General features: G+C 68.2%; 19 protein-coding genes. 7 read left to right on the top strand and 12 right to left on the bottom strand.

Annotated features, from left to right (window positions below):
• Positions 1-99: 99 nt before the first annotated feature.
• Both FOE78_RS08105 and FOE78_RS08110 read right to left on the bottom strand, forming a co-directional pair.
• Positions 100-558, bottom strand: coding sequence for a globin (locus FOE78_RS08105; protein WP_143985832.1), 459 nt, complete (start codon positions 556-558; stop codon positions 100-102).
• Between the two features lie 160 nt (positions 559-718).
• Positions 719-2197, bottom strand: a complete 1479-nt coding sequence (locus FOE78_RS08110) for an FAD-binding oxidoreductase (RefSeq protein WP_168207423.1) — start codon at positions 2195-2197, stop codon at positions 719-721.
• Between the two features lie 130 nt (positions 2198-2327).
• Between FOE78_RS08110 and FOE78_RS08115 the strand changes: the two genes are divergently transcribed.
• Positions 2328-2756 carry an OsmC family protein gene (locus FOE78_RS08115; RefSeq protein ID WP_143985834.1) on the top strand — a complete coding sequence of 143 codons (429 nt, stop codon included), beginning with the start codon at positions 2328-2330 and terminating at the stop codon, positions 2754-2756.
• Between the two features lie 67 nt (positions 2757-2823).
• On the opposite strand, the gene FOE78_RS08120 is transcribed toward FOE78_RS08115, so the two are convergent.
• The 4 genes from FOE78_RS08120 to pyrR form a co-directional block, all read right to left on the bottom strand.
• Positions 2824-3516 (bottom strand): mechanosensitive ion channel family protein, encoded by a 693-nt coding sequence (locus FOE78_RS08120; protein ID WP_143985835.1) that lies wholly within the window; start codon positions 3514-3516, stop codon positions 2824-2826.
• Positions 3517-3611: 95 nt separating this feature from the next.
• The gene (locus tag FOE78_RS08125) at positions 3612-4913 is read right to left on the bottom strand and encodes a dihydroorotase (protein ID WP_143985836.1); all 1302 of its coding nucleotides are present in this window, start codon (positions 4911-4913) and stop codon (positions 3612-3614) included.
• A gap of 226 nt (positions 4914-5139) precedes the next feature.
• The gene (locus FOE78_RS08130) at positions 5140-6075 is read right to left on the bottom strand and encodes an aspartate carbamoyltransferase catalytic subunit (protein ID WP_143985837.1); all 936 of its coding nucleotides are present in this window, start codon (positions 6073-6075) and stop codon (positions 5140-5142) included.
• Positions 6075-6611 carry a bifunctional pyr operon transcriptional regulator/uracil phosphoribosyltransferase PyrR gene (gene pyrR, locus FOE78_RS08135; protein WP_266095027.1) on the bottom strand — a complete coding sequence of 179 codons (537 nt, stop codon included), beginning with the start codon at positions 6609-6611 and terminating at the stop codon, positions 6075-6077. The genes FOE78_RS08130 and pyrR overlap by 1 nt, the downstream gene beginning before the upstream one ends.
• Positions 6612-6827: 216 nt before the next feature.
• On the opposite strand from pyrR, the gene FOE78_RS08140 reads away from it, so the two are divergent.
• Together FOE78_RS08140 and FOE78_RS08145 are read left to right on the top strand one after the other, a co-directional pair.
• Entirely contained in the window at positions 6828-7163 is a 336-nt protein-coding gene (locus FOE78_RS08140; RefSeq protein WP_143985838.1) for a hypothetical protein, read from the top strand.
• Positions 7150-7638, top strand: a complete 489-nt coding sequence (locus FOE78_RS08145) for a TPM domain-containing protein (RefSeq protein ID WP_143985839.1) — start codon at positions 7150-7152, stop codon at positions 7636-7638. Before FOE78_RS08140 ends, FOE78_RS08145 begins: the two co-directional genes overlap by 14 nt.
• 246 nt (positions 7639-7884) lie before the next feature.
• On the opposite strand, the gene FOE78_RS08150 is transcribed toward FOE78_RS08145, so the two are convergent.
• Both FOE78_RS08150 and FOE78_RS08155 read right to left on the bottom strand, forming a co-directional pair.
• Positions 7885-8427, bottom strand: a complete 543-nt coding sequence (locus FOE78_RS08150; protein WP_143985840.1) for a methylated-DNA--[protein]-cysteine S-methyltransferase — start codon at positions 8425-8427, stop codon at positions 7885-7887.
• Positions 8424-10037 (bottom strand): AlkA N-terminal domain-containing protein, encoded by a 1614-nt coding sequence (locus FOE78_RS08155; RefSeq protein ID WP_210414881.1) that lies wholly within the window; start codon positions 10035-10037, stop codon positions 8424-8426. Before FOE78_RS08155 ends, FOE78_RS08150 begins: the two co-directional genes overlap by 4 nt.
• An 87-nt stretch (positions 10038-10124) precedes the next feature.
• Between FOE78_RS08155 and FOE78_RS08160 the strand changes: the two genes are divergently transcribed.
• A complete protein-coding gene (locus tag FOE78_RS08160; protein WP_143985841.1) occupies positions 10125-11024 on the top strand; it encodes a patatin-like phospholipase family protein in 900 nt (299 codons plus the stop codon).
• Between the two features lie 27 nt (positions 11025-11051).
• Here FOE78_RS08160 and FOE78_RS08165 read toward each other — a convergent pair whose 3' ends face one another.
• Together FOE78_RS08165 and pepN are read right to left on the bottom strand one after the other, a co-directional pair.
• A complete protein-coding gene (locus FOE78_RS08165; protein ID WP_143985842.1) occupies positions 11052-11891 on the bottom strand; it encodes a Nif3-like dinuclear metal center hexameric protein in 840 nt (279 codons plus the stop codon).
• A 2-nt stretch (positions 11892-11893) separates the two neighbouring features.
• Entirely contained in the window at positions 11894-14503 is a 2610-nt protein-coding gene (pepN, locus tag FOE78_RS08170) for an aminopeptidase N (RefSeq protein ID WP_143985843.1), read from the bottom strand.
• A gap of 109 nt (positions 14504-14612) precedes the next feature.
• On the opposite strand from pepN, the gene FOE78_RS08175 reads away from it, so the two are divergent.
• Positions 14613-15077 carry a ribose-5-phosphate isomerase gene (locus FOE78_RS08175; protein WP_143985844.1) on the top strand — a complete coding sequence of 155 codons (465 nt, stop codon included), beginning with the start codon at positions 14613-14615 and terminating at the stop codon, positions 15075-15077.
• Positions 15078-15119: 42 nt separating this feature from the next.
• Here FOE78_RS08175 and FOE78_RS08180 read toward each other — a convergent pair whose 3' ends face one another.
• Positions 15120-15419: a hypothetical protein gene (locus FOE78_RS08180; RefSeq protein WP_143985845.1), complete on the bottom strand. Its 300-nt coding sequence runs from the start codon at positions 15417-15419 to the stop codon at positions 15120-15122.
• Positions 15420-15462: 43 nt separating this feature from the next.
• On the opposite strand from FOE78_RS08180, the gene FOE78_RS08185 reads away from it, so the two are divergent.
• Together FOE78_RS08185 and FOE78_RS08190 are read left to right on the top strand one after the other, a co-directional pair.
• On the top strand, positions 15463-16338 hold the full coding sequence (locus tag FOE78_RS08185) for an Fpg/Nei family DNA glycosylase (protein WP_407662651.1): 876 nt from the start codon (positions 15463-15465) through the stop codon (positions 16336-16338).
• Entirely contained in the window at positions 16320-17912 is a 1593-nt protein-coding gene (locus FOE78_RS08190) for a hypothetical protein (protein WP_143985847.1), read from the top strand. Before FOE78_RS08185 ends, FOE78_RS08190 begins: the two co-directional genes overlap by 19 nt.
• An 11-nt stretch (positions 17913-17923) precedes the next feature.
• Here FOE78_RS08190 and FOE78_RS08195 read toward each other — a convergent pair whose 3' ends face one another.
• Positions 17924-18223 carry a DUF503 domain-containing protein gene (locus tag FOE78_RS08195; protein ID WP_143985848.1) on the bottom strand — a complete coding sequence of 100 codons (300 nt, stop codon included), beginning with the start codon at positions 18221-18223 and terminating at the stop codon, positions 17924-17926.
• Positions 18224-18287 lie beyond the last annotated feature (64 nt).

Here is an 18287-nt window from a genome sequence, read left to right on the forward strand (position 1 = left end):
GCAGGCTCGTACGTCAGAGCGGACCGGGTTGGAGCCGGCGTCATGCCGGGCGTCGAACCGGGCGTCGAACCGGCCCGGCTCGGCGCCACAGCAGGCGAGTCAGGACTCGGGGCGGACCGTGAGACCGAGCCCGGGCTGACTCTGGGCATCGAGCGGCGCGACCCCGTCGAAGCTGTTCACCATCGCGTGCGCGGCTCGGGTCAGATAGTCCCAGAAAAGTTGATCCTGCTCGGCCGGCAGTGCGACCTCGTCCAGCGCGTCGCGCATGTGCCGCAGCCAGCGGTCCCGCTGGTCCGGCGTCACCGCGTACGGCAGATGACGCATCCGCAACCGCGGATGTCCGCGCTGTTCGCTGTAGCTGGTCGGCCCGCCCCAGTACTGCTCCAGGAACATCCGCAGCCGGACCTCGGCCGGGCCCAGATCCTCCTCGGGGTAGAGCGCCCGCAACTCGGGATCGCCCGCCACGCCCTGATAGAAGCGGTGCACCAACTTCTCGAACGTCGGCGCGCCGCCGAAGAGTTCGTAGAAGGTCTGCTGGGTCTGGTCCTGGCTGGTCATCGCTGTCCAACGTTACCCATCAACCGAGCCCGGCCGACTGTCACGCTCATCACGTGAGTAGCTGGGCCTGATTACAGGAATCCTGCTCCAGTCGCACTCTGCTGGCTGAGATCGGGCAGCGGAGGCCGACTGGCGCAGGATTCTTGTAAACACAAGCGCATCAGCCCGGCAAGGAATAGCGCGAGTCGAAGACGTTGTGCGGGTCGTACTTCTTGTTGATCGCCACCAGCCGTTGGTAGTTGCCGCCGTAGTAGTCGGAGACGTGAGTCCGGCCGGGTTCCAGATAGTTGACGTAGGCGCCGATCGAGGCGCTGCCGATCGCGCTGTGGCAGCGCTTGAGCCAGGCAGCGGCTCGGTCCAGATTGGCCCTGCTGGTGCTGCCGAGGCCGACATACCACTGGACGTCGGCGATGGCGTCGCGCCAACGGAAGGCGGTGGCGGACGCCGACGGCGGCGACATCGCGCCGCCGAAGGGATCGAAGATCGCCGCGACCGACCCGGAGCCGTTCCAGCTGCCGACCGCGCGGATGATCGCGTCCGCACGGCTGCCGTAGAGCTTGTGCCCGACGATGTCCGAGCCTGCGGACCAGGACTGGCGCTTGCGACCGGCCGATCCGCCGGCGAACCAGCTCATCGCACCGGCGTGGGACTCGTGCCAGATCTGTTTGCCGGAAGGGGATCGGCCGATCGCCGAGGTCAGCTGCTTGATCTCGGCCGTGGCGCTGGAGTCCCAGCAGACGCCGGTGATGCTGGGGTGCACCGAACCGCCGGAGGAGTCCAGATGCAGGTTGGCCCAGGCGTGTTTCGGCATCCCGCCGAGCAGCCGGTGCTGCCAGCCGGTGAGCACCCGGTGGGCGTCGTCGGAGGGCCAACTCAGCCGGAAGATCTCGCCCGGCAGCGCCGGGTAGCTGCGGTAGCTGAGCCGGGTGACGACGCCGAAATTGCCGCCGCCTCCGCCGCGCAGCGCCCAGAACAGGTCACTGTGTTCGTCCTTGCTGCATTGATAAGTACGGCCGTCCGGCCCGATCACGGTGGCGCCGGTGAGCGCGTCGCAGGTCAACCCGTACAGCCGGTCCTCGACGCCGATCCCGCCGCCCAAGGTCAGCCCGGCGGCGCCGACGGTGGGGCAGGTGCCGGTGGGGATGGTCCGGCCGTGCCGATCGAGGACGTCGTGCAGATCGCCCAGCCGTACCCCGGGACTGATGGTGACGGTCTTGTCGGAGTGGTAGTGGATGTTGGTCATCCGGCTGCAGTCGACCACCAGGACGCCGTTGCCGGTGGACGCACCGACGTAGGAGTGACCGCCGGACCGCGGTCGCGGCTTGAGGTCGAACTTGACCGCGAATCGCAGCGCGTCGGCGACATCGCCGGCCCCGGCGGCCTGCACGATGCCCGCCGGGCGCTGAACGTCGCGACGCGGGTCGAACGTCTTCAACGCCGAGTAGTACGCGTCCTGTCCGGGCCGCAACAGCCGTCCGTCCAACTGCTTGGCCAACGCCGCCCAGTCGGCCGATTTCGGTCCGGCCGCGACGGCCGTCGGAAGGTTGCTGGCGGACGCTCCGACGGCGAGTGCGGCGGCCGCGCCGGCGCCCAGCAACGTACGCCGGGACAGCTTGTTTCCAGCCGATTCGGTGAACATGAACTGAGTCTGAAACGCGGACGGGCCATCGCAGTCACGGTCGGGGCACGGACCGGTCACAAGGGCCGCTCGATCCGGCCGCGGGCGATCCGGCATGATCAGCAGTAGTCACATCTGCAGAGGAGAAGACATGGCAACCGTACGCAAGGCCAACGCACATTGGGAAGGCTCGCTCTTCGAGGGCTCGGGCACCGTCGAGCTGGCGTCCTCCGGGATCGGCAGCTATCCGGTCAGCTGGCCGTCGCGCGCCGAGGAGGCGAACGGTAAGACCAGCCCGGAGGAGCTGATCGCGGCCGCGCACTCGACCTGCTTCTCGATGGCGTTCTCCAACGGACTGGCCCAGGCCGGCACCCCGCCGACCAGCCTGGACACGACCGCCGAGGTCACCTTCCAGCCGGGTGAGGGCATCACCGGCATCAAGCTGATCGTCAACGGCGTGGTGCCCGGTATCAACGCCGAGCAGTTCGCCGAGGCGGCGCAGAAGGCCAAGGAAGGCTGCCCGGTCAGCCAGGCGCTGGCCGGCACCACCATCACCCTGGAAGCAAACCTCTCCGAGTAGTCCTCAACTCCCGCCGACTTGTCAGCATCAGGACGCGCTATGGCGCCTTGTCATGCTGACAAGTCGGTCAGGGAGCGGGGGTCTCGTTCTCGGGTTCGGCGTCGGCGGGGGTGGTCGGCGAGTTGCCGCTCCGGCTGCGCTGGCTGTAGTTGGCGACCTTGGAGATGTCGCCGTTGCGGAAGTACCAGACCGTGCCCTCGTCGTCGCGGATCTGGGTGATCCGCAGGCCGACGTCCTCGACCACACCGTTCACGTCGGAGATCTGGATGTAGTCGCCCATCCCGATCTGGTCCTCGATCAGCATGAAGATGCCGGAGATCACGTCTCGCAGGAAGGTCTGTACGCCGAACGCGACCGCGATGCCGATGATGGACGTTCCGGCCAGCAGGGTGGCGACGGGGAAGCCGAGTTGGTCCAGCACCACCAGGCCGACGATCACCAGCAGGATGATCGACACCGCGCTGCGGCCCAGTGATCCGAGGGCGCCGATCCGCTGTTGCCGTCGTTCGTCGTACCCCGAACCCGGCGTCGCCACGATCCGTGCGGTCATCGTCGGACCGTTCTTGGTTTTCTTGGCGACCTTGCGGGGCACCGTACGCCGCCGCGGGTGCGAACGATCCGTCACCATCGTCTGCACGGCCTTGGTGATCATGTGATGAGCGATGAATCGTACGATCACGGCCGCGATGATGATCAACGCGATACGCACCGGCAACAGCCAGGCGGAGTTCAGGAATTCGTCGGTCAGCTCATCGGGCATGCGGACGAGGTTAGACGCCCCGACGCGCCACGTCGAAACCCTCCGGCCGAGCTTGAGCCAGGCTTAACGCGATGATCGCCGAACGGTGATGTTGATCACTGCCGCTGGTAGCTGATCCGGCCGTCGGCAATCGTGATCATCACCGGATCCGGCAACTCCCGACCATGCCAAGGATTGTTGCGGGACAGCGAAAACGACTCGGCCGCATCGACGGGGTTGCGTCGCTGCGGGTCGATCACGGTCAGCTGAGCGGTCTGCCCGTACGCCGGTCGCATGCCCAGATCGCTGCCCAGGCCGGCGATCCTTCCGGGTGCGATCGAGGTCCGCTGCACCAGGGTGTCCCAGTCCAGCGCACCGGTGTTGAGCATGGTCTCGATCACCACGCCGAGCGCGGTCTCCAGTCCGAGCATGCCGAAGGCGGCGTCGGCGAAGGCGTGTTCCTTGTCGTGGCGGGCATGCGGAGCATGATCGGTGGCGACGGCGTCGATGGTGCCGTCGGCCAGCGCGGCCCGCAGCGCTGCCACGTCCTCGTCCGGGCGCAGCGGCGGATTGACCTTGTACGTGGGGTCGTAGCCCTGTACCTCGGCGGTGGTCAGCAGCAGGTGATGCGGCGTGACCTCGGCGGTGATCTTGATCCCGCGCTTCTTCGCCCAAGCCAACACGTCGACGGATTCGGCGGTGGACACGTGGCAGACGTGCAGTCGGCTGTTGGTCAGCTTGGCCAACTCGGCGTCGCGAGCGATCACCGTCGCCTCTGCCGCCGACGGCCAGCCGGCCAGCCCCAACCGGCCGGAGATCTCACCCTCGTGACAGCACGCATCCCGGCCGGCCAGCCGAGGATCCTGGGAGTGTTGAGCGATCACACCGTCGAAGGCGCGGACGTACTCCAGGGCCCGCCGCATCAGCCGGGAATCGCTGACACAGTTGCCGTCGTCGCTGAACATCCGTACACCGATCCGGGCCATCAGCCCGAGTTCGGCCAGTTCCTCACCGGCCAGCCCCTTGCTCACCGCCCCGATCGGGAACACCTGCGCAAACCCGGCCTTCTCGCCCAGCGTACGGATGTGGGCCGCGGCCTCGGCGGTGTCGGTGACCGGGTTGGTGTTGGCCATCGCCAGCACCGCGGCGAACCCGCCCCGCGCGGCCGCCCGCGTGCCGGACTCGACGGTTTCCGCGTCCTCCCGACCCGGCTCGCGCAGATGGGTGTGCAGGTCGATCAGGCCGGGCAGGGCGGTCAGCCCGTCGGCGTCGATCACGGTCGCCTCGGCACTCGCGTCGGCCGGATCGGCGTACCGGCCGTCCTTGATCAAGATGTCCTGGCCGCCCGCCGGCAGCGCGTTCTCATGATCATCGCCGCCGGTCACCAGGTTGGCGCCCTTGATCAACAACTCGGTCATCGTTCGTCCTCGCGATCGGGGGTAGTCCGCACAGCCGCACCCGAAATCGCTCCGCGCACGCGAAATATCCGGTGCGGAGGTCGTTTTGGGGTGCGGCTGGGGGTAGTCCGCACAGCCGCACCCGAAATCGCTCCGCGCACGCGAAATATCCGGTGCGGAGGTCGTTTTGGGGTGCGGCTGTACGGGAGGGCCGGGGTCGGAGCGTACGAGGTGGGGTTGCGGCCGATCACGACTCACCCTCGCCGCCGAGCAGGTGGTAGAGCACACTCATCCGGACGGCGACCCCGGCGGCGACCTGGTCCAAGATCAACGAGTTGGCGGCGTCGGCCGCGTCGGCGGAGATCTCCAGCCCGCGGTTCATCGGACCGGGATGGCAGATCGCGGTGCCGGGTTTGAGCGCGGCGACGCGATCGCGGGTCAGCCCGTAGCCGACGGTGTACTCCCGCGGAGTGGGGAAGTAGCCGCCGGACATCCGTTCCCGCTGCACCCGCAGCATCATCACCGCGTCCACCCCGGTGATCACCTGATCAAGATCATGACTGACCTCGCAGCCCCAACTGTCCACCCCGGACGGCAGCAGCGTCGGCGGCGCGACCAGGATCGGCGTCGCGCCCAGCTTCTTGAGCAAGATCACGTTGCTGCGCGCCACCCGCGAGTGGGTGATGTCGCCGACGATCGCGATCCGCCGACCGGCGAACGCATCCACACCCGAGTCGGCGCCGAAATGCTTACGGAGGGTGAAACTGTCCAGCAGAGCCTGGGTTGGATGCTCGTGCATGCCGTCACCGGCGTTGATCACCTGGGCATCGATCCAGCCGGTCACCTGCTGCGGCGCCCCGGAGGCGGCGTGCCGGATGACCAGTGCGTCCACCCCCATCGCGGCCACCGTCAGCACCGTGTCGCGCAGCGATTCCCCTTTGGACACAGAGGATCCCTTGGCGGAGATGTTGATCACGTCGGCCGACAGCCACTTGCCGGCGATCTCGAACGAGGACCGGGTCCGGGTCGAGTCCTCGAAGAACAGATTCACCACGGTACGGCCGCGCAGCGCGGGCAGCTTCTTGATCGACCGATGCTGCACATCGGCCATCTCCTCGGCCAGGTCCAGGATCGATCCGACGTCGGTCAGGCTCAGGTCGGCCGCGGACAGCAGATGTCGCATCAGTTCGCTCCCTCCGACGAGCCGGTTCGAGCCGGTGTCGCGGCGTCCGGGTCGGTCTTGGTGGCCTTGGTGATCACGACCTCGTTCACACCGTCGGTCTCGGCCAGCCGGACCAACACGCGTTCGTCGGCCGACGTGGGCAGGTTCTTGCCGACGTGGTCCGCGCGGACCGGCAGTTGCCGGTGCCCGCGATCGACCAGCACGGCCAGCCGAACCGCACGCGGCCGACCGAGATCCCCCAGCGCATCCAGCGCGGCCCGCACCGTACGCCCGGAGAAGAGGACGTCGTCGACCAGCACGACCACCGCATCGTCGATGTCGCCGGGCATCCGGGTGTGCCCAACCGGACGCGTCGGCTGGCTGCGCAGGTCGTCGCGGTACATGGTGATGTCCAGCGCGCCCACCGGAACCCGTACCCCTTCGGCGGCCTCGATCGCGACCGCCAGCCGCTCGGCCAGCGGGACGCCGCGGCGAGGGATGCCGGCCAGCACCAGACCGCTCGCGCCGCGGTTGGTCTCCAGGATCTGATGCGCCATCCGGGTCAGGGCCCGGGAGATGTCCTCGGCGTCCAGGACCACCCGTCCCAGCTCGCCGTCGACTGCCGCTGTGGTGTCGGATCGCGTCGTGGGGCGAGCTTCGCCCGCGTCGGTCGATTCCGAGCCGGTGTCGGCCACCCGTTCTCCTCTGTGTTGCCGCTGCTGGTCGGCGGACCTGCTCGCATCGAATCGGTGTTCAACGGATACGGTAGGCCCGTGACTGAACTCGTGAGCATGCTAGTGCCCCTGCAGGGGACACTGCCGTTCTGGCCGACCGTGCAGGAGCCGACGGCGGTCGAGGTGCTGGGGCTGTTGATCGGTCTGCCCGCGTTGACCTTCGTCATCATCGCCGTGCTCGGCAAGAGCAAGGAGCTCCTGCGGGCCGGACGCGGCGAGGCCGACACTCACCTGGACGAGCCGCTGTGGCTCGGTGTCGCGCCGGCCGACCGGTCCGCGATCACCGCCGGCGACCAGGTGCCTGCGACGGTTCCGGCCGAGGGACGGCGCGCGATCGCTCCCGCTGAGGTAGGAGGCACAAGTGCCCGCTGGTGACGTGGTTCCCGCAACACAGCCGAACGTGGCCGGCTCCGACCAGCGTTCGGCCAAGCCCGATCTGACCGACCCGTTCCGCCCGGTGCACGGCGTCGGGCCGCTCACGCCGCACGAGATCGACCGGATCGAACGGCTCGCGCATTCGGCCGAGCGCACCTGCGGGGTGCAGTTCTCCGTCTTCGTCGGCCCCGCCGGCGAGCAGCCGAGGGCGTACGCGGTTCGGCTGCACTCCGCGCTGCCCCAGGCCGCCCGTTCGGTGCTGCTGTTGGTGGATCCGACCGACCGGGTGCTGGAGATCGTCTCCGGCTCGGCCGTCCGCCGGGTGCTCAGCGACGGCGACTGCCGGCTGGCCGCCGCGAGCATGCAGACCAGCTTTGTCGCCCACGACATCGCCGGTGGGCTGACCGCTGGCATCCAGCAGTTGGCCAACGCCGCGTACGAGGCCCCGACGATGCACACGAACGAACCGATCTGACCTGCTGAGGCAACCGGCCGTTCCGACCCCCCACAGCCGCGCGCAAAACCTGCTCTCGCACCCGATATTCCGCGTGCGGGAGTGAGTTTTGCGCGCGGCTGTTTCCGACTCCCACCGGCGCGCGCAAAACCTGCTCTCGCACCCGATATTCCGCGTGCGGGAGTGAGTTTTGCGCGCGGCTGTTCCGTTCCGACCGCCGCAGTGGCTGTGCGGGTCGGGCGGGGCGAGTCTGCGGCGGAGCTGAATTCACGCCTCGTGGGCCAGCAGGGTGCGCTTGATGTCCAGGCCGTAACGGAATCCGCCGAGGCGGCCGTCGCGGCGGACGATCCGGTGGCAGGGCACGAAGAGCGCGGCCGCGTTGTAGGCGCAGGCCGCCGCGGCGGCCCGAACCGCGGCCGGTCGACCGGCACGACCCGCCAGCTCGGTGTAGGTCGAGCCGTGACCCGGCGGGGTCGCACGCAGGGCGTCCCAGGCCGCCTCGATGAACGGACCGGAGTGCTGCTCGACCCTGATCACATCGATCGCCTCCAGCCTGCCGGCGCCGTAGTCACGCACGGCGTCGTCGATGATCTTGCTGTTGGCACGCCCGACCTCGCCGATCGGACGCAAGGACGGATGCACCAGGGCGATCAGTTCTTCGGGATCCGCCGTCCAGCCGGAGCCGATGATCACCGGTCCATCGGCGTCGTTGCGCCACAGATAGCCGAACGCTCCCGCGATGCTGTCGGTGTCGCCGAAGTTGATCTTGCTGTCGATCAGGTTGCTGGTGGTCGGGTCATTGTTGATCATGCTGCCGCCTCCTGGTGGCTGGTCTGCCAGAGTCGCATGGTTGCGTACGAGCGCCACGGCGCCCATTCCGGATGTCCGCCGGGATCGAGGTCTCGGCGTTCCAACTCACGCCTGATCACCAGATCCTCGGTCAGCAACACATCCGGGTCGCCGAGCCCGCGCATCGCGATGTAGCCGGCCGTCCACGGGCCGATCCCGGGCAGCTCGAGCAGTCGCGTCCGCGCCTCGGCCCGGTCGGCACCGGCGGACAGATCGATCCGGCCCTCGGCGAGCGCGGCGGCCATACCGACCAATGCCCGGCCTCTCGATCGGGGCATCGGCAGGGTTGCCGGATCGGCTGCTGCCAGCGCGGCGGCGGTGGGGAACAGATGAGTCGGTTGCGTGGCGTCGAGCCGTCGGCCGGTTCGATGATCATGATCGGATGAGGCCGGACGATGATCGAACTCGGATCGGGTCGGCCGACGATCGGGATCCTCGCGGCTCGCGTCGCCAGCAGTCTCCTGTTCCGGCAGCACCGCGCCGTACTGGCGGACGATCGAGGCGGCGGTGGTGGCCGCGCCCGCAACCGAGATCTGCTGCCCGATCAGCGCCCGTACCGCGAGTTCGTCGCCGGACGTCACGCCCGGCACCCGGACGCCGGGCAGCGCCGCGACCGCCGCAGCCAACTGCGGATCACCGCCCAGGGTGCTGTCGATGGCCACCGGATCGGCGTCCAGGTCGAGCAACCGGCGGATCTTGCTCACCGCGGCAGCAAGATCACGTAGATCATCGAGCCGCAGCGCCGCCGTCAGTGTGCCGGTCCGCTCGTCCATGATCAACGAGACGAGGCCGGCACCGTGCGGCAGTTCGCAGCTGCGGCTGAATCGGCGGACCCGCCCGTCCTCCTGCGCCAGTTCGATCCCACGAATCGCCCGCAGGGCAAGGAAATCGAACAACGGTCCGGCCGCGAACGGCTGCCGCACCGGCAGCCGAAGGGTGATCATCGGCGGTCGGGCCGAGGCCGTGGCTCGGCCGGCCGACGGCGTACGTCGCAGCGTCGACGGTGCACGGCCGTACACCTGCAGCACTGTGTCGTTGAACTGCCTGATGCTGGCGAAGCCGGCGGCGAACGCGACGTCGGCCATCCGCAGGTCGGTGTTCTCGATCAACATCCGCGCGGTCTGGGCCCGTTGCGCCCGGGCGATCGCCAACGGACCGGCGCCGACCTCGGCGATCAGCAGCCGGTTGAGTTGGCGTTCGCTGTAGCCCACCGCCGCCGCCAAACCGGAGACACCGTCGCGATCGACCATGCCGTCGGCGATCAGCCGCATCGCCCGGGCAGCCACGTCGGCGCGCGGATTCCACAGCGGCGAACCCGGTACGACGTCGGGCCGGCAGCGTCGGCAGGCCCGGAATCCGGCCTGCTGTGCCGCACCGGCCGCAGCGAAGAAGCGGCAGTTCGCCGGCTGCGGTGTCTTGGCCGGGCAACTCGGTCGGCAGTAGATCCCGGTCGAGGTGACGCCGACGTAGATCCAGCCGTCGAAGCGTGGATCACGTCCCGCCACCGCCCGATAACAGATCTCGTCGTCGGGAATCACGGGCACCCGCCGTTCGGTCAGCTGTGCAGTCATGGCCACCATCCTGGCACCGTCCCGGTGCCGCCACTCGCGGAAATCGGACACGACGATTGGCCCATGAGCCACTAGTTTGAGTGCATCATGAATGCGAAATCTTCCCCACAGGAGCGAGCCCTTGTCCTGGCCGGCGGTGGCGCCGCCGGCAACGCCTGGGAGATCGGTCTCGTCGCCGGGCTGGCCGATGCCGGCGTCGACGTCACCGGCGCCGACCTGATCATCGGAACGTCGGCAGGTTCGACGGTCGCTGCTCAGCTGACCGGTGATGCACGACCGGCCGAGCTGTACGCGGCCGTCGTCGCCGAAGTGCCGCCACCGCGTCCCGGCCCGGCCGGGCCGAGCGCGAGACGTGCGGCGAACTCCTCCGGACCCAGCTACCTGGAGTGGTCGAACAAGATCATCGCCTCGGCCGATGATCCCGCCGACATGCGGCGCCGGTTGGGCGCCGCGGCGATCGCGCTGGACGACTCCGACGGAGCGAATCAGGTGCGCTGGCGGGGCATCGTCGCATCCCGCCTGCCCGGCGCGCGCTGGCCCGACCAGCGAATGCTGATCGTCGCCGTGGATGCGATCAGCGGCGAACCGGTCGTGTTCGACCGCGCCAGCGGCATCGACCTGGTGGATGCGGTCGCGGCCAGCACGTCGTCGATGACGCCCTACCGGATCGGCGAGAAGCGCTACCTCAACGGCGGCTATCGGCGCAGTGAGAATGCCGATCTGGCCGCCGGATACCAACGGGTGTTGGTGTTCTCGCCCTTCGGCGGCCGGTCTCGGATGAAGGCCGAGTGGCGGATGGATCTGGCCAGCCAGGTCGCCGAGTTGCGCGCCGGCGGGAGCGTGGTCGAGACCGTGTTTCCGGACGCGGGCGCCGGCGAGGTGTTCGACGCCAACGCGCTGGACCCGTCGACCCGGCCGCAGGCGGCACGTGGCGGCTACGACCAGGGCCGGTCGCTCGCCGCATCGATCGGCGAGCTCTGGCAGTAGGGCCGATCCGGCACTGTGCGGAGGCGCTCAGGTCGTCGGTCGGGCGACCACGAAGTCCCACGGATCAGTACGGAGTTCGGAGACGGTGATCTTGATCGCCGGATCGGCGAGCTGCGTCTGCAGTTCGGTTTGCAGCGGGGGCAGCCAGATCCACTCCGCGGCCCAGTGGGAGACGTCGATCAGGGCCGGGGAATCCTTCCAGGCAACGGCTTCCGAGGCCGGATGGTGGCGCAGATCGGAGGTCAGATAGACGTCCGCGCCGGATTGCCGGGCGAGGTCGAGAAGATCATCTCCGGCACCGCCCTGCAGTGCGACGGTGCTGATCGTCCGGTCCGGGTCACCCGCTACTCGTACGCCACCGGCGGTGGCCGGCAGGACTGCGGCAACTCGCTCGGCAAAGGCCGCCAACGTGATCGGCTCGATCCGGCCGATCCGTCCCATCCCGGCCACCGCCGCGGCGTCGGTCGATTCGGTGACCTCGATCACCTGCAGCGGACGGGTGTCGGCCAGCCCGAGCGCCGCGGCGAGGGACTCCGCGACTCCACCGGCCGGGATGTCGGCGTTGGTGTGTGCGGTGATCAACGCGATCCGATGCCGGATCAGGCTGGTGATCATCCGCCCCTTCGGGTGCGCGGGATCGACCGCGTTGACCCCACGCAACAGCAGCGGATGATGGGCGATGATCAGGTTCGCGCCGAGCCGGATCGCCTGCTCGATCACCGCGTCGGTGACGTCCACGGTGAGCAGCACACCGCGAAGTTGATCATCGACGTCGCCGGTCACCAACCCGACCCGGTCCCAGCCCTGCGCGGAACCGGGCGGGTAGTGCCGATGCAGTCGATCTTGCAGCTCGGCGATCCTGATCATCGTCAGCGGGCCGCTTGCTGGCAGCGATGCGCACGTTCGACCGCGTCCAGTTCCTCGGCGACCAGATGCTTGACCATGTCGCCCAACGGGCCGCCGTTGGCTGTCACCCCGGCCGCGAGCCAGCCCCGGACCCGGCCGATGAACGCCGCGTCGTCGGCGATGTCGGGGAACAGGTAGGTCAGCACGTTCTGCCGGAAGATCGACGACTTCTGCGCCCAAATCCCTGCCGAGGTGGAGATCTGTTCGGCCGCGTTCAGGTACTTGTCGAGGTAGTCGGACAACACGTCGGCCTGACCGGGCTGCCAGAACGCCAGGCAGATCTGCCGCTGCGTCTCGTTCGGGATGTCGTTGCCGTCCACCGCCAGCGCCCAGGCCGTTGCCTTGGCCTCGGCAGTCGGACGGGCCGCGCGAGCTGCCGCGGCCTGTTCCTGACCGGAAGCGGTGTTGTCGCGTTCCGACTCGGCCATGATCAACTCGTCGTCGACTCGGCCCAACCGGGCCAGCTGCTTGATCAACAACCAGCGCAGCTCGGTGTCGATCTCCAACCCCTTCGGTACGGCAGCGCCTTGCAGCCAGCCGCCCAACCGGGCCGCGCCGGTGGTCGAGTTCACGGCCGCCGCGTACGCCCTGGCCAACGCCAGCTGATGATCACTGCCCGCTTCAGCGTCGTTGACCAGTTCGGCCAGCCCGTCCTCCCACCGCGAGCTGATCTTGTCCCGGGCCGTCGGCGGCGTGTACGAGCGAACTGCCGCGCCGGCGTTGGCCAGCACGGCTCGTACGGTGCTCAGATCGGACTCGGTGCTGACGTTGTGCAGCACCAGTTCGGCATAGTCGGCGGCCGGCAGTTCGGCGTCTCGGCACAGGTCCCAGGCAGCGCCCCAGCAGACCGCACGGGCCAGCGGCGACGGCAGCGCCGACAGGTTTTCGATCAAGGTCTGCAGCGAACGCTGGTCGAATCTGATCTTGGCGTAGCTCAGGTCGTCGTCGTTCAGCAGGACCAGATCCGGTTGCTCGGCACCGACCAGTTCGGCGATCTCGGTGCGGGCATCGGCGACGTCGACCTCGACCCGGTGGGTCCGCTGCAGTGTGCCGTCGATCAGGTTGTAGAACCCGATCGCGATCCGGTGATGCCGAAGCGTCGGGTATTTCTCGATCGCCGTCTGTTCGACCGCGAAGCGGGTGAAGACGCCGGAGTCGTCGGTCTCGAAGACCGGCCACAGCGTGTTCACCCCGGCGGTCTGGAGCCATTCGGCGGACCAACCGGAAAGATCACGACCGGACGGACCTTCCAGCGCGGCGAGCAGATCCGCCAGCCGGGTGTTGCCGAACGCGTGCTCGGCGAAATAGCCGCGAACCCCTTCCAGGAAAGCGTCCTGGCCGACGAAGGCGACCAGCTGCCGCAACACCGAAGCACCCTTGGCGTAGGTGATGCCGTCGAAGTTGGATTCGACCGCCTCGAGATCAACCATGTCCGCGGCGATCGGATGGGTGGTCGGAAGTTGATCTTGACGATAGGCCCAGTTCTTCCGGGATCCGGTGAAGGTGGCCCAGGCCGTCTCCGGATCACCGCTGCGTTCGGCGATGGCGAAGGTGGCGGCGAACTCGGCGAAGGACTCCTTCAGCCACATGTCGTCCCACCACACCATGGTGACCAGATCGCCGAACCACATGTGCGCCAGCTCGTGCAGGATGGTGTCGTCGCGGGTCCGGTAGGACGCCTCGGTCACCCGGGAGCGGAAGACCAACTCGTCGCGCAGGGTGACGCAGCCGATGTTCTCCATCGCGCCCATGTTGTACTCCGGCACGAACGACTGGTCGTACTTGCCGAACGGGTAGGCGTAGCCGAAGTGCTGCTCGAAGATGTCGAAGCCCGCCTTGGTGGTGGCGAAGATCCGATCGGCGTCCAGGTACTCCCGCAACGACTGCCTGACCAAGATCGACATCGGCAGCTCACCGGACTTGGCCCGGTGACTGTCGGTGACCACCGCGTACTCGCCGGCGATCAGGCTGGTCAGATAGGTCGACACCCGAGGGGTCGGCGGGAAGTGCCACCAGCTGTTGACTTCCTGGCCCTCAACCGGTTCCCGCTCATCACCGATCGAGTTGGCGATCACGGTCCAGCTCGACGGCGCCAGCACGGTCAGCTCGAAGGTCGCCTTCAGGTCCGGCTGCTCGAAGCAGGCGTACACCCGGCGGGCCTCGGAGGCCTCGAACTGGGTGTAGAGGTAGATCCGACCGTCGGCCGGATCGACGAAACGGTGCAGTCCCTCACCACTGCGGCTGTAACGACACAGCGCGGTCACCACCAGCTCGTTGTCACCCTCGGCCACCCGCAGTGGCAGTCGGGATCCGTCGAAGGTCGCCGGATCAAGATCAACACCGTTCAGCGACGCGGACAGCACCCGCTCCGCGATCAGGTCGACGTGGGTGTCGGCCTCCTCAACGGCGGCGAAGTCGACCACCGATCGGGAGACGAAGGTGGTCTCCGGCTGCTCCAGTCGATTCCCGGCGAGGTCGCCGCCGGTCAGATCGATGGTGACGTTGTAGGAGCGGGTGTCGAGCAGCCCAGATCGGCGTCCGGCCTCGTCCCGCGTGAGGTTGTGCAAGAACATGGGCTCGATCCTGCCACGCCCGCCGACGCCCCCGGAAAGCCAGCCGGGCCGTCAACCGGACCCTCAGGACCGAGTCGGATGACCGGGATCGACATGACATAGTGAGCGCATGCGCGTACACATCGGCAGCGACCATGCCGGCTTCGAGCTCAAGAACCACCTGATCGAAGTGCTCTCTGCCGACGGTCACGACGTTGTCGATCATGGTCCTCAGGCCCTCGATCCGGACGACGACTACCCGCTCTACTGCATCCCCGCGGCCGCCGCGACCGTCGCCGACCCGGGCTCGCTGGGGATCGTCATCGGCGGCTCCGGCAACGGCGAGCAGATCGCCGCCAACAAGGTCACCGGAGTACGTGCCGTGCTGGCCTACGACGCCGACACCGCACGGCTGGGCCGGCTGCACAACAACGCCAACGTGATCTCGATCGGCGCGAGGATGCACAGCGAGGACGAGGCCACGGAGCTGATCAAACTCTTCCTGGCAACGGAATTCTCCGGTGAGCCGCGGCACCAGCGGCGGATCGAGCAGCTGGCGGCGTACGAGAAGACGGGCAAGCTGCCCGGCGCCTGACCGGCGGCGACCGTTGGTCGTACGAGGTCGGGTGTCCGCGTCTCAGCAGACCGGTACGCGGCGCGGTCTGCCCTCGGCGCGGGCGATCAGGCTGTCCACGACCTCACGGGCCAATTCCTCTTCGGCCGTTCCCGGCCGAGACACGTCTCGGGCCCGCATCGACCGGTCGAAGTCCAGCAACCCGGACACGCCGTCGCGGCCGAAGTCACGATCCCGACCGAAGTCGCGCCCGGCGTCCCGGGTCGGATCGGTGCTGAAGCGGTCGCTGTGGCGAACCTCACCCGACGAAGAGCCATTCCCCGCGTCATCGGCGACCCCTCGCCGATCACGTTCTTTGATCACGGGCCATAGTGTAGATCCGGTCGAGCCGAGCTGCGCAGTCTTGATCTCGATCACCTGTCGATCGGCTCGGACCGATCGCACCGTTGACCACCTCACCGCCGACGATCGGAGAAGGATGCCCGAGGGCCACACCCTGCACCGGCTGGCGCTCGATCTGACCGACGCGTTCGCCGGCACCAAGCCGCAGGTGTCCAGTCCACAAGGCAGATTCGCCGATTCGGCCGCGTTACTCAACGGTCGTGAGTGCCGCGGCGCGGATGCCCACGGCAAGCACCTGTTCGTCGATTTCGATGATCAACTTCTGCACATCCACCTCGGTCTGATCGGCAAGCTTCGGCTGGCGCCGCCGGCTCCGCCGCTGGGGCAGGTCCGGGTGCGGCTGGCCACCCCGCAGGTGGCCGCCGACCTGACTGGCCCGCAGTTGTGCGTGGTGCGGACGCCGGCCGAGGTGCGCGCCGAATTGGCCAGGCTCGGCCCCGATCCGTTGCAGCCCGACGCCGATCCGGAGCGCGCCTGGAATCGAATCCATCGCTCCGGCAAGCCGATCGCCGCACTGCTGATGGATCAGACGGTCCTGTCCGGTGTCGGCAACGTGTATCGCGCCGAAGTCCTGTTCCGGCAGCGGATCCGACCGCACGTCGAGGGCCGCAAGCTGGCTCGTCAATCCTGGCTGGCGATCTGGGACGACCTGGTCACGCTGATGCCGCAGGGCGTCGTCGACAACCGGATCGACACCGTCCGGGGAGAGCATTCGCCCGAGGCGATGGGCCGGCCGCCGCGAGTCGATGATCATGGTGGTGAGGTGTACGTGTACCGCCGGGCACAACTGCCGTGTCACGTCTGCGGTTCACGGATCCGTACTGAGGTGCTGGAGGGCCGGAATCTCTTCTGGTGTGGGCGATGTCAGCGCAGGAACTGACCTTCACCGCCGGTGGGCTGAAGATCATCATCGGCCCCGGTGGGTTGCCGGTACGTGTTGCCGTCGACGGCCGGGACGTGCTGGTCGGCCAGGATCGGCCGGGCGCGGTGACGATCGATGGACGCCGGCGGCACTGGGAGTTCGCGGGTCTGGTCACCGATCTGGACGAGACCGAGGCCAGCTACGGCGTCGTTGATCATCCCGAGTTGGCATACACCGTGCGTGACGGGTTCACCGGCAGCTGGCTGCAACGGCACATGCTGTTGAACACGTCGTCCTCGACCGTCACGGTGGACGACCTGGTGCTCCGGCTGCAGCCGGCGGCCGACCAGATCGGCTGGGCGCTGATCGCAGCCGGGCACACCCGGTGGAGCGTCCAATCAGCCGACGGACGAGGACCGCTGCTGGTCGGTGACCTGACCCAGGGCGTTCTGGCCGGCCAGGTCGAGGACGGATTCCGGACCGGACGGCTGGTGCTGCCGCCGGGACGCCGGCTGGTGTTGCAATGGCGGATCGAGTTGGTGCCGGAGATCGCCCGGATGACCTCCTGGCACGGGCCCACGACCTCGCTGCGCACCGAACTGCCGCGTGGGGAGCCGTACGAGATCGACGATCCGGATGTCGCGGTGCTGGCGTCCGATCCGGTTCTGGTGGAGACCGAGGGCGACAGCCAGTTGGTGACCAGTGATCAGCCGGGCCGCTATCCGGTCGAGCTGCGGTCAGCTCGCGGCACCACCCGGCTCGATCTGGCGTGGGTGCCGCCGGCCGACGAGTTGATCACCGAGCTGAGCAGTCGTTGGCTGGCCGCCGATCGCTCCGCTGCCGGCATCGGGGTGATGCCCGGCGGGGGAGCCGCTCTGGGCTTGCAGCAGGCAGTGATCGGGCGACTCTCGGATGATCAATCCGATGCAGAAGATGCGGTCGCGCTGCACACGGCCAGGCTGTTGGACAAGGATCGGCTGTCGATCATGGATCAGGCCTTCCTGGCCCAGGAGACGGTCCGGACCGGTGACCCGGAACCGTTGGCCAGGGCCCGGCAGGCGATGCTCGATATTGAGGAACCTCTACCAGGCTTGGGATTGGCGGGTACCAGGTTGTGTCTGGCCGAGCTGGCGTCCGGCGGTGATCCGGGCGTGTTGTTGGCGCGGCTGCACGACGTAGCAGGCTCGGTGGACATCGATGATCCGACAGCCGCCGGCGAAGATCATCTTCGAACCGTGTCGGCGCACCTGGAGTTGATCACGGTCACCGGGCCTGCGACCGGTGCCGGCACGACGGCGTTGCTGCCGTACGCCCGGTCGCTCGGCGCCGAACTGGGATCCGGTCTTCCCGGACGGCGGATCGGCGCACTGAGAGCGAGCACCCAGCTCTACGCCGCCGCCGTTCTTGATCTGCTGCCGGAGGAGATCGGTCCGGCGCTGACCTCCGTCTGGGGTATCTCGCCGCATGCCCTGGCCGAACAAACCCGTACGAGTGCGCTCGCCGCCACGCTGTGGCCCGACGACGGCGGCCCCGACCAGAGCGAACTCAGCGACGCGATCGGCTGGCTGGTGCTCGGCGGCCCGATCGAGTGATCCGGCGACGGTCATCGCTCGTCGTCGGAGTGGGCGAGGTCGCGATGGGCGGACAGCAACTCGAATTCGGCTCGGCCGGCGACCAGGCGTTCGGCGGCGTCCAGCAGCTCCACCACGTGTGCGCGTTGGGCGGCGACGCAACTCATCCCGACGCCGGCTCGCCGATGCAGGTCCAGATGATCAACTTCGGCGGCGCTGACCTGGAACCGGCGTCGCAACTCGGCCACCAACGGTCGTACCGCGGCACGTTTCTCCTTCAGCGAATGGACATCCCCGAGCAACAGGTCGAACTCGATCCAGCCGATCCACATCGCCCCATCCTCGCACTGACTTGTCAGCGTTACGAAGCGCTATAACGCCTTCTGCCGCTGACAA

Origin of the sequence: Microlunatus elymi (genome assembly GCF_007362775.1) — a bacterium.
Taxonomy (GTDB): domain Bacteria; phylum Actinomycetota; class Actinomycetes; order Propionibacteriales; family Propionibacteriaceae; genus Microlunatus; species Microlunatus elymi.

What these genes read in the sequence shown, in the direction of transcription:
- pepN (WP_143985843.1), bottom strand. Translation starts at nt 14,503, where the DNA reads ATGTTCTTGCACAACCTCACGCGGGACGAGGCCGGACGCCGATCTGGG.
- FOE78_RS08125 (WP_143985836.1), bottom strand. Translation starts at nt 4,913, where the DNA reads ATGACCGAGTTGTTGATCAAGGGCGCCAACCTGGTGACCGGCGGCGAT.
- FOE78_RS08165 (WP_143985842.1), bottom strand. Translation starts at nt 11,891, where the DNA reads ATGATCAGGATCGCCGAGCTGCAAGATCGACTGCATCGGCACTACCCG.
- FOE78_RS08175 (WP_143985844.1), top strand. Translation starts at nt 14,613, where the DNA reads ATGCGCGTACACATCGGCAGCGACCATGCCGGCTTCGAGCTCAAGAAC.
- FOE78_RS08155 (WP_210414881.1), bottom strand. Translation starts at nt 10,037, where the DNA reads ATGACTGCACAGCTGACCGAACGGCGGGTGCCCGTGATTCCCGACGAC.
- FOE78_RS08150 (WP_143985840.1), bottom strand. Translation starts at nt 8,427, where the DNA reads ATGATCAACAATGACCCGACCACCAGCAACCTGATCGACAGCAAGATC.
- FOE78_RS08190 (WP_143985847.1), top strand. Translation starts at nt 16,320, where the DNA reads ATGTCAGCGCAGGAACTGACCTTCACCGCCGGTGGGCTGAAGATCATC.
- FOE78_RS08120 (WP_143985835.1), bottom strand. Translation starts at nt 3,516, where the DNA reads ATGCCCGATGAGCTGACCGACGAATTCCTGAACTCCGCCTGGCTGTTG.
- FOE78_RS08115 (WP_143985834.1), top strand. Translation starts at nt 2,328, where the DNA reads ATGGCAACCGTACGCAAGGCCAACGCACATTGGGAAGGCTCGCTCTTC.
- FOE78_RS08110 (WP_168207423.1), bottom strand. Translation starts at nt 2,197, where the DNA reads ATGTTCACCGAATCGGCTGGAAACAAGCTGTCCCGGCGTACGTTGCTG.
- pyrR (WP_266095027.1), bottom strand. Translation starts at nt 6,611, where the DNA reads ATGGCGCATCAGATCCTGGAGACCAACCGCGGCGCGAGCGGTCTGGTG.
- FOE78_RS08105 (WP_143985832.1), bottom strand. Translation starts at nt 558, where the DNA reads ATGACCAGCCAGGACCAGACCCAGCAGACCTTCTACGAACTCTTCGGC.
- FOE78_RS08160 (WP_143985841.1), top strand. Translation starts at nt 10,125, where the DNA reads ATGAATGCGAAATCTTCCCCACAGGAGCGAGCCCTTGTCCTGGCCGGC.
- FOE78_RS08130 (WP_143985837.1), bottom strand. Translation starts at nt 6,075, where the DNA reads ATGCGACATCTGCTGTCCGCGGCCGACCTGAGCCTGACCGACGTCGGA.
- FOE78_RS08195 (WP_143985848.1), bottom strand. Translation starts at nt 18,223, where the DNA reads ATGTGGATCGGCTGGATCGAGTTCGACCTGTTGCTCGGGGATGTCCAT.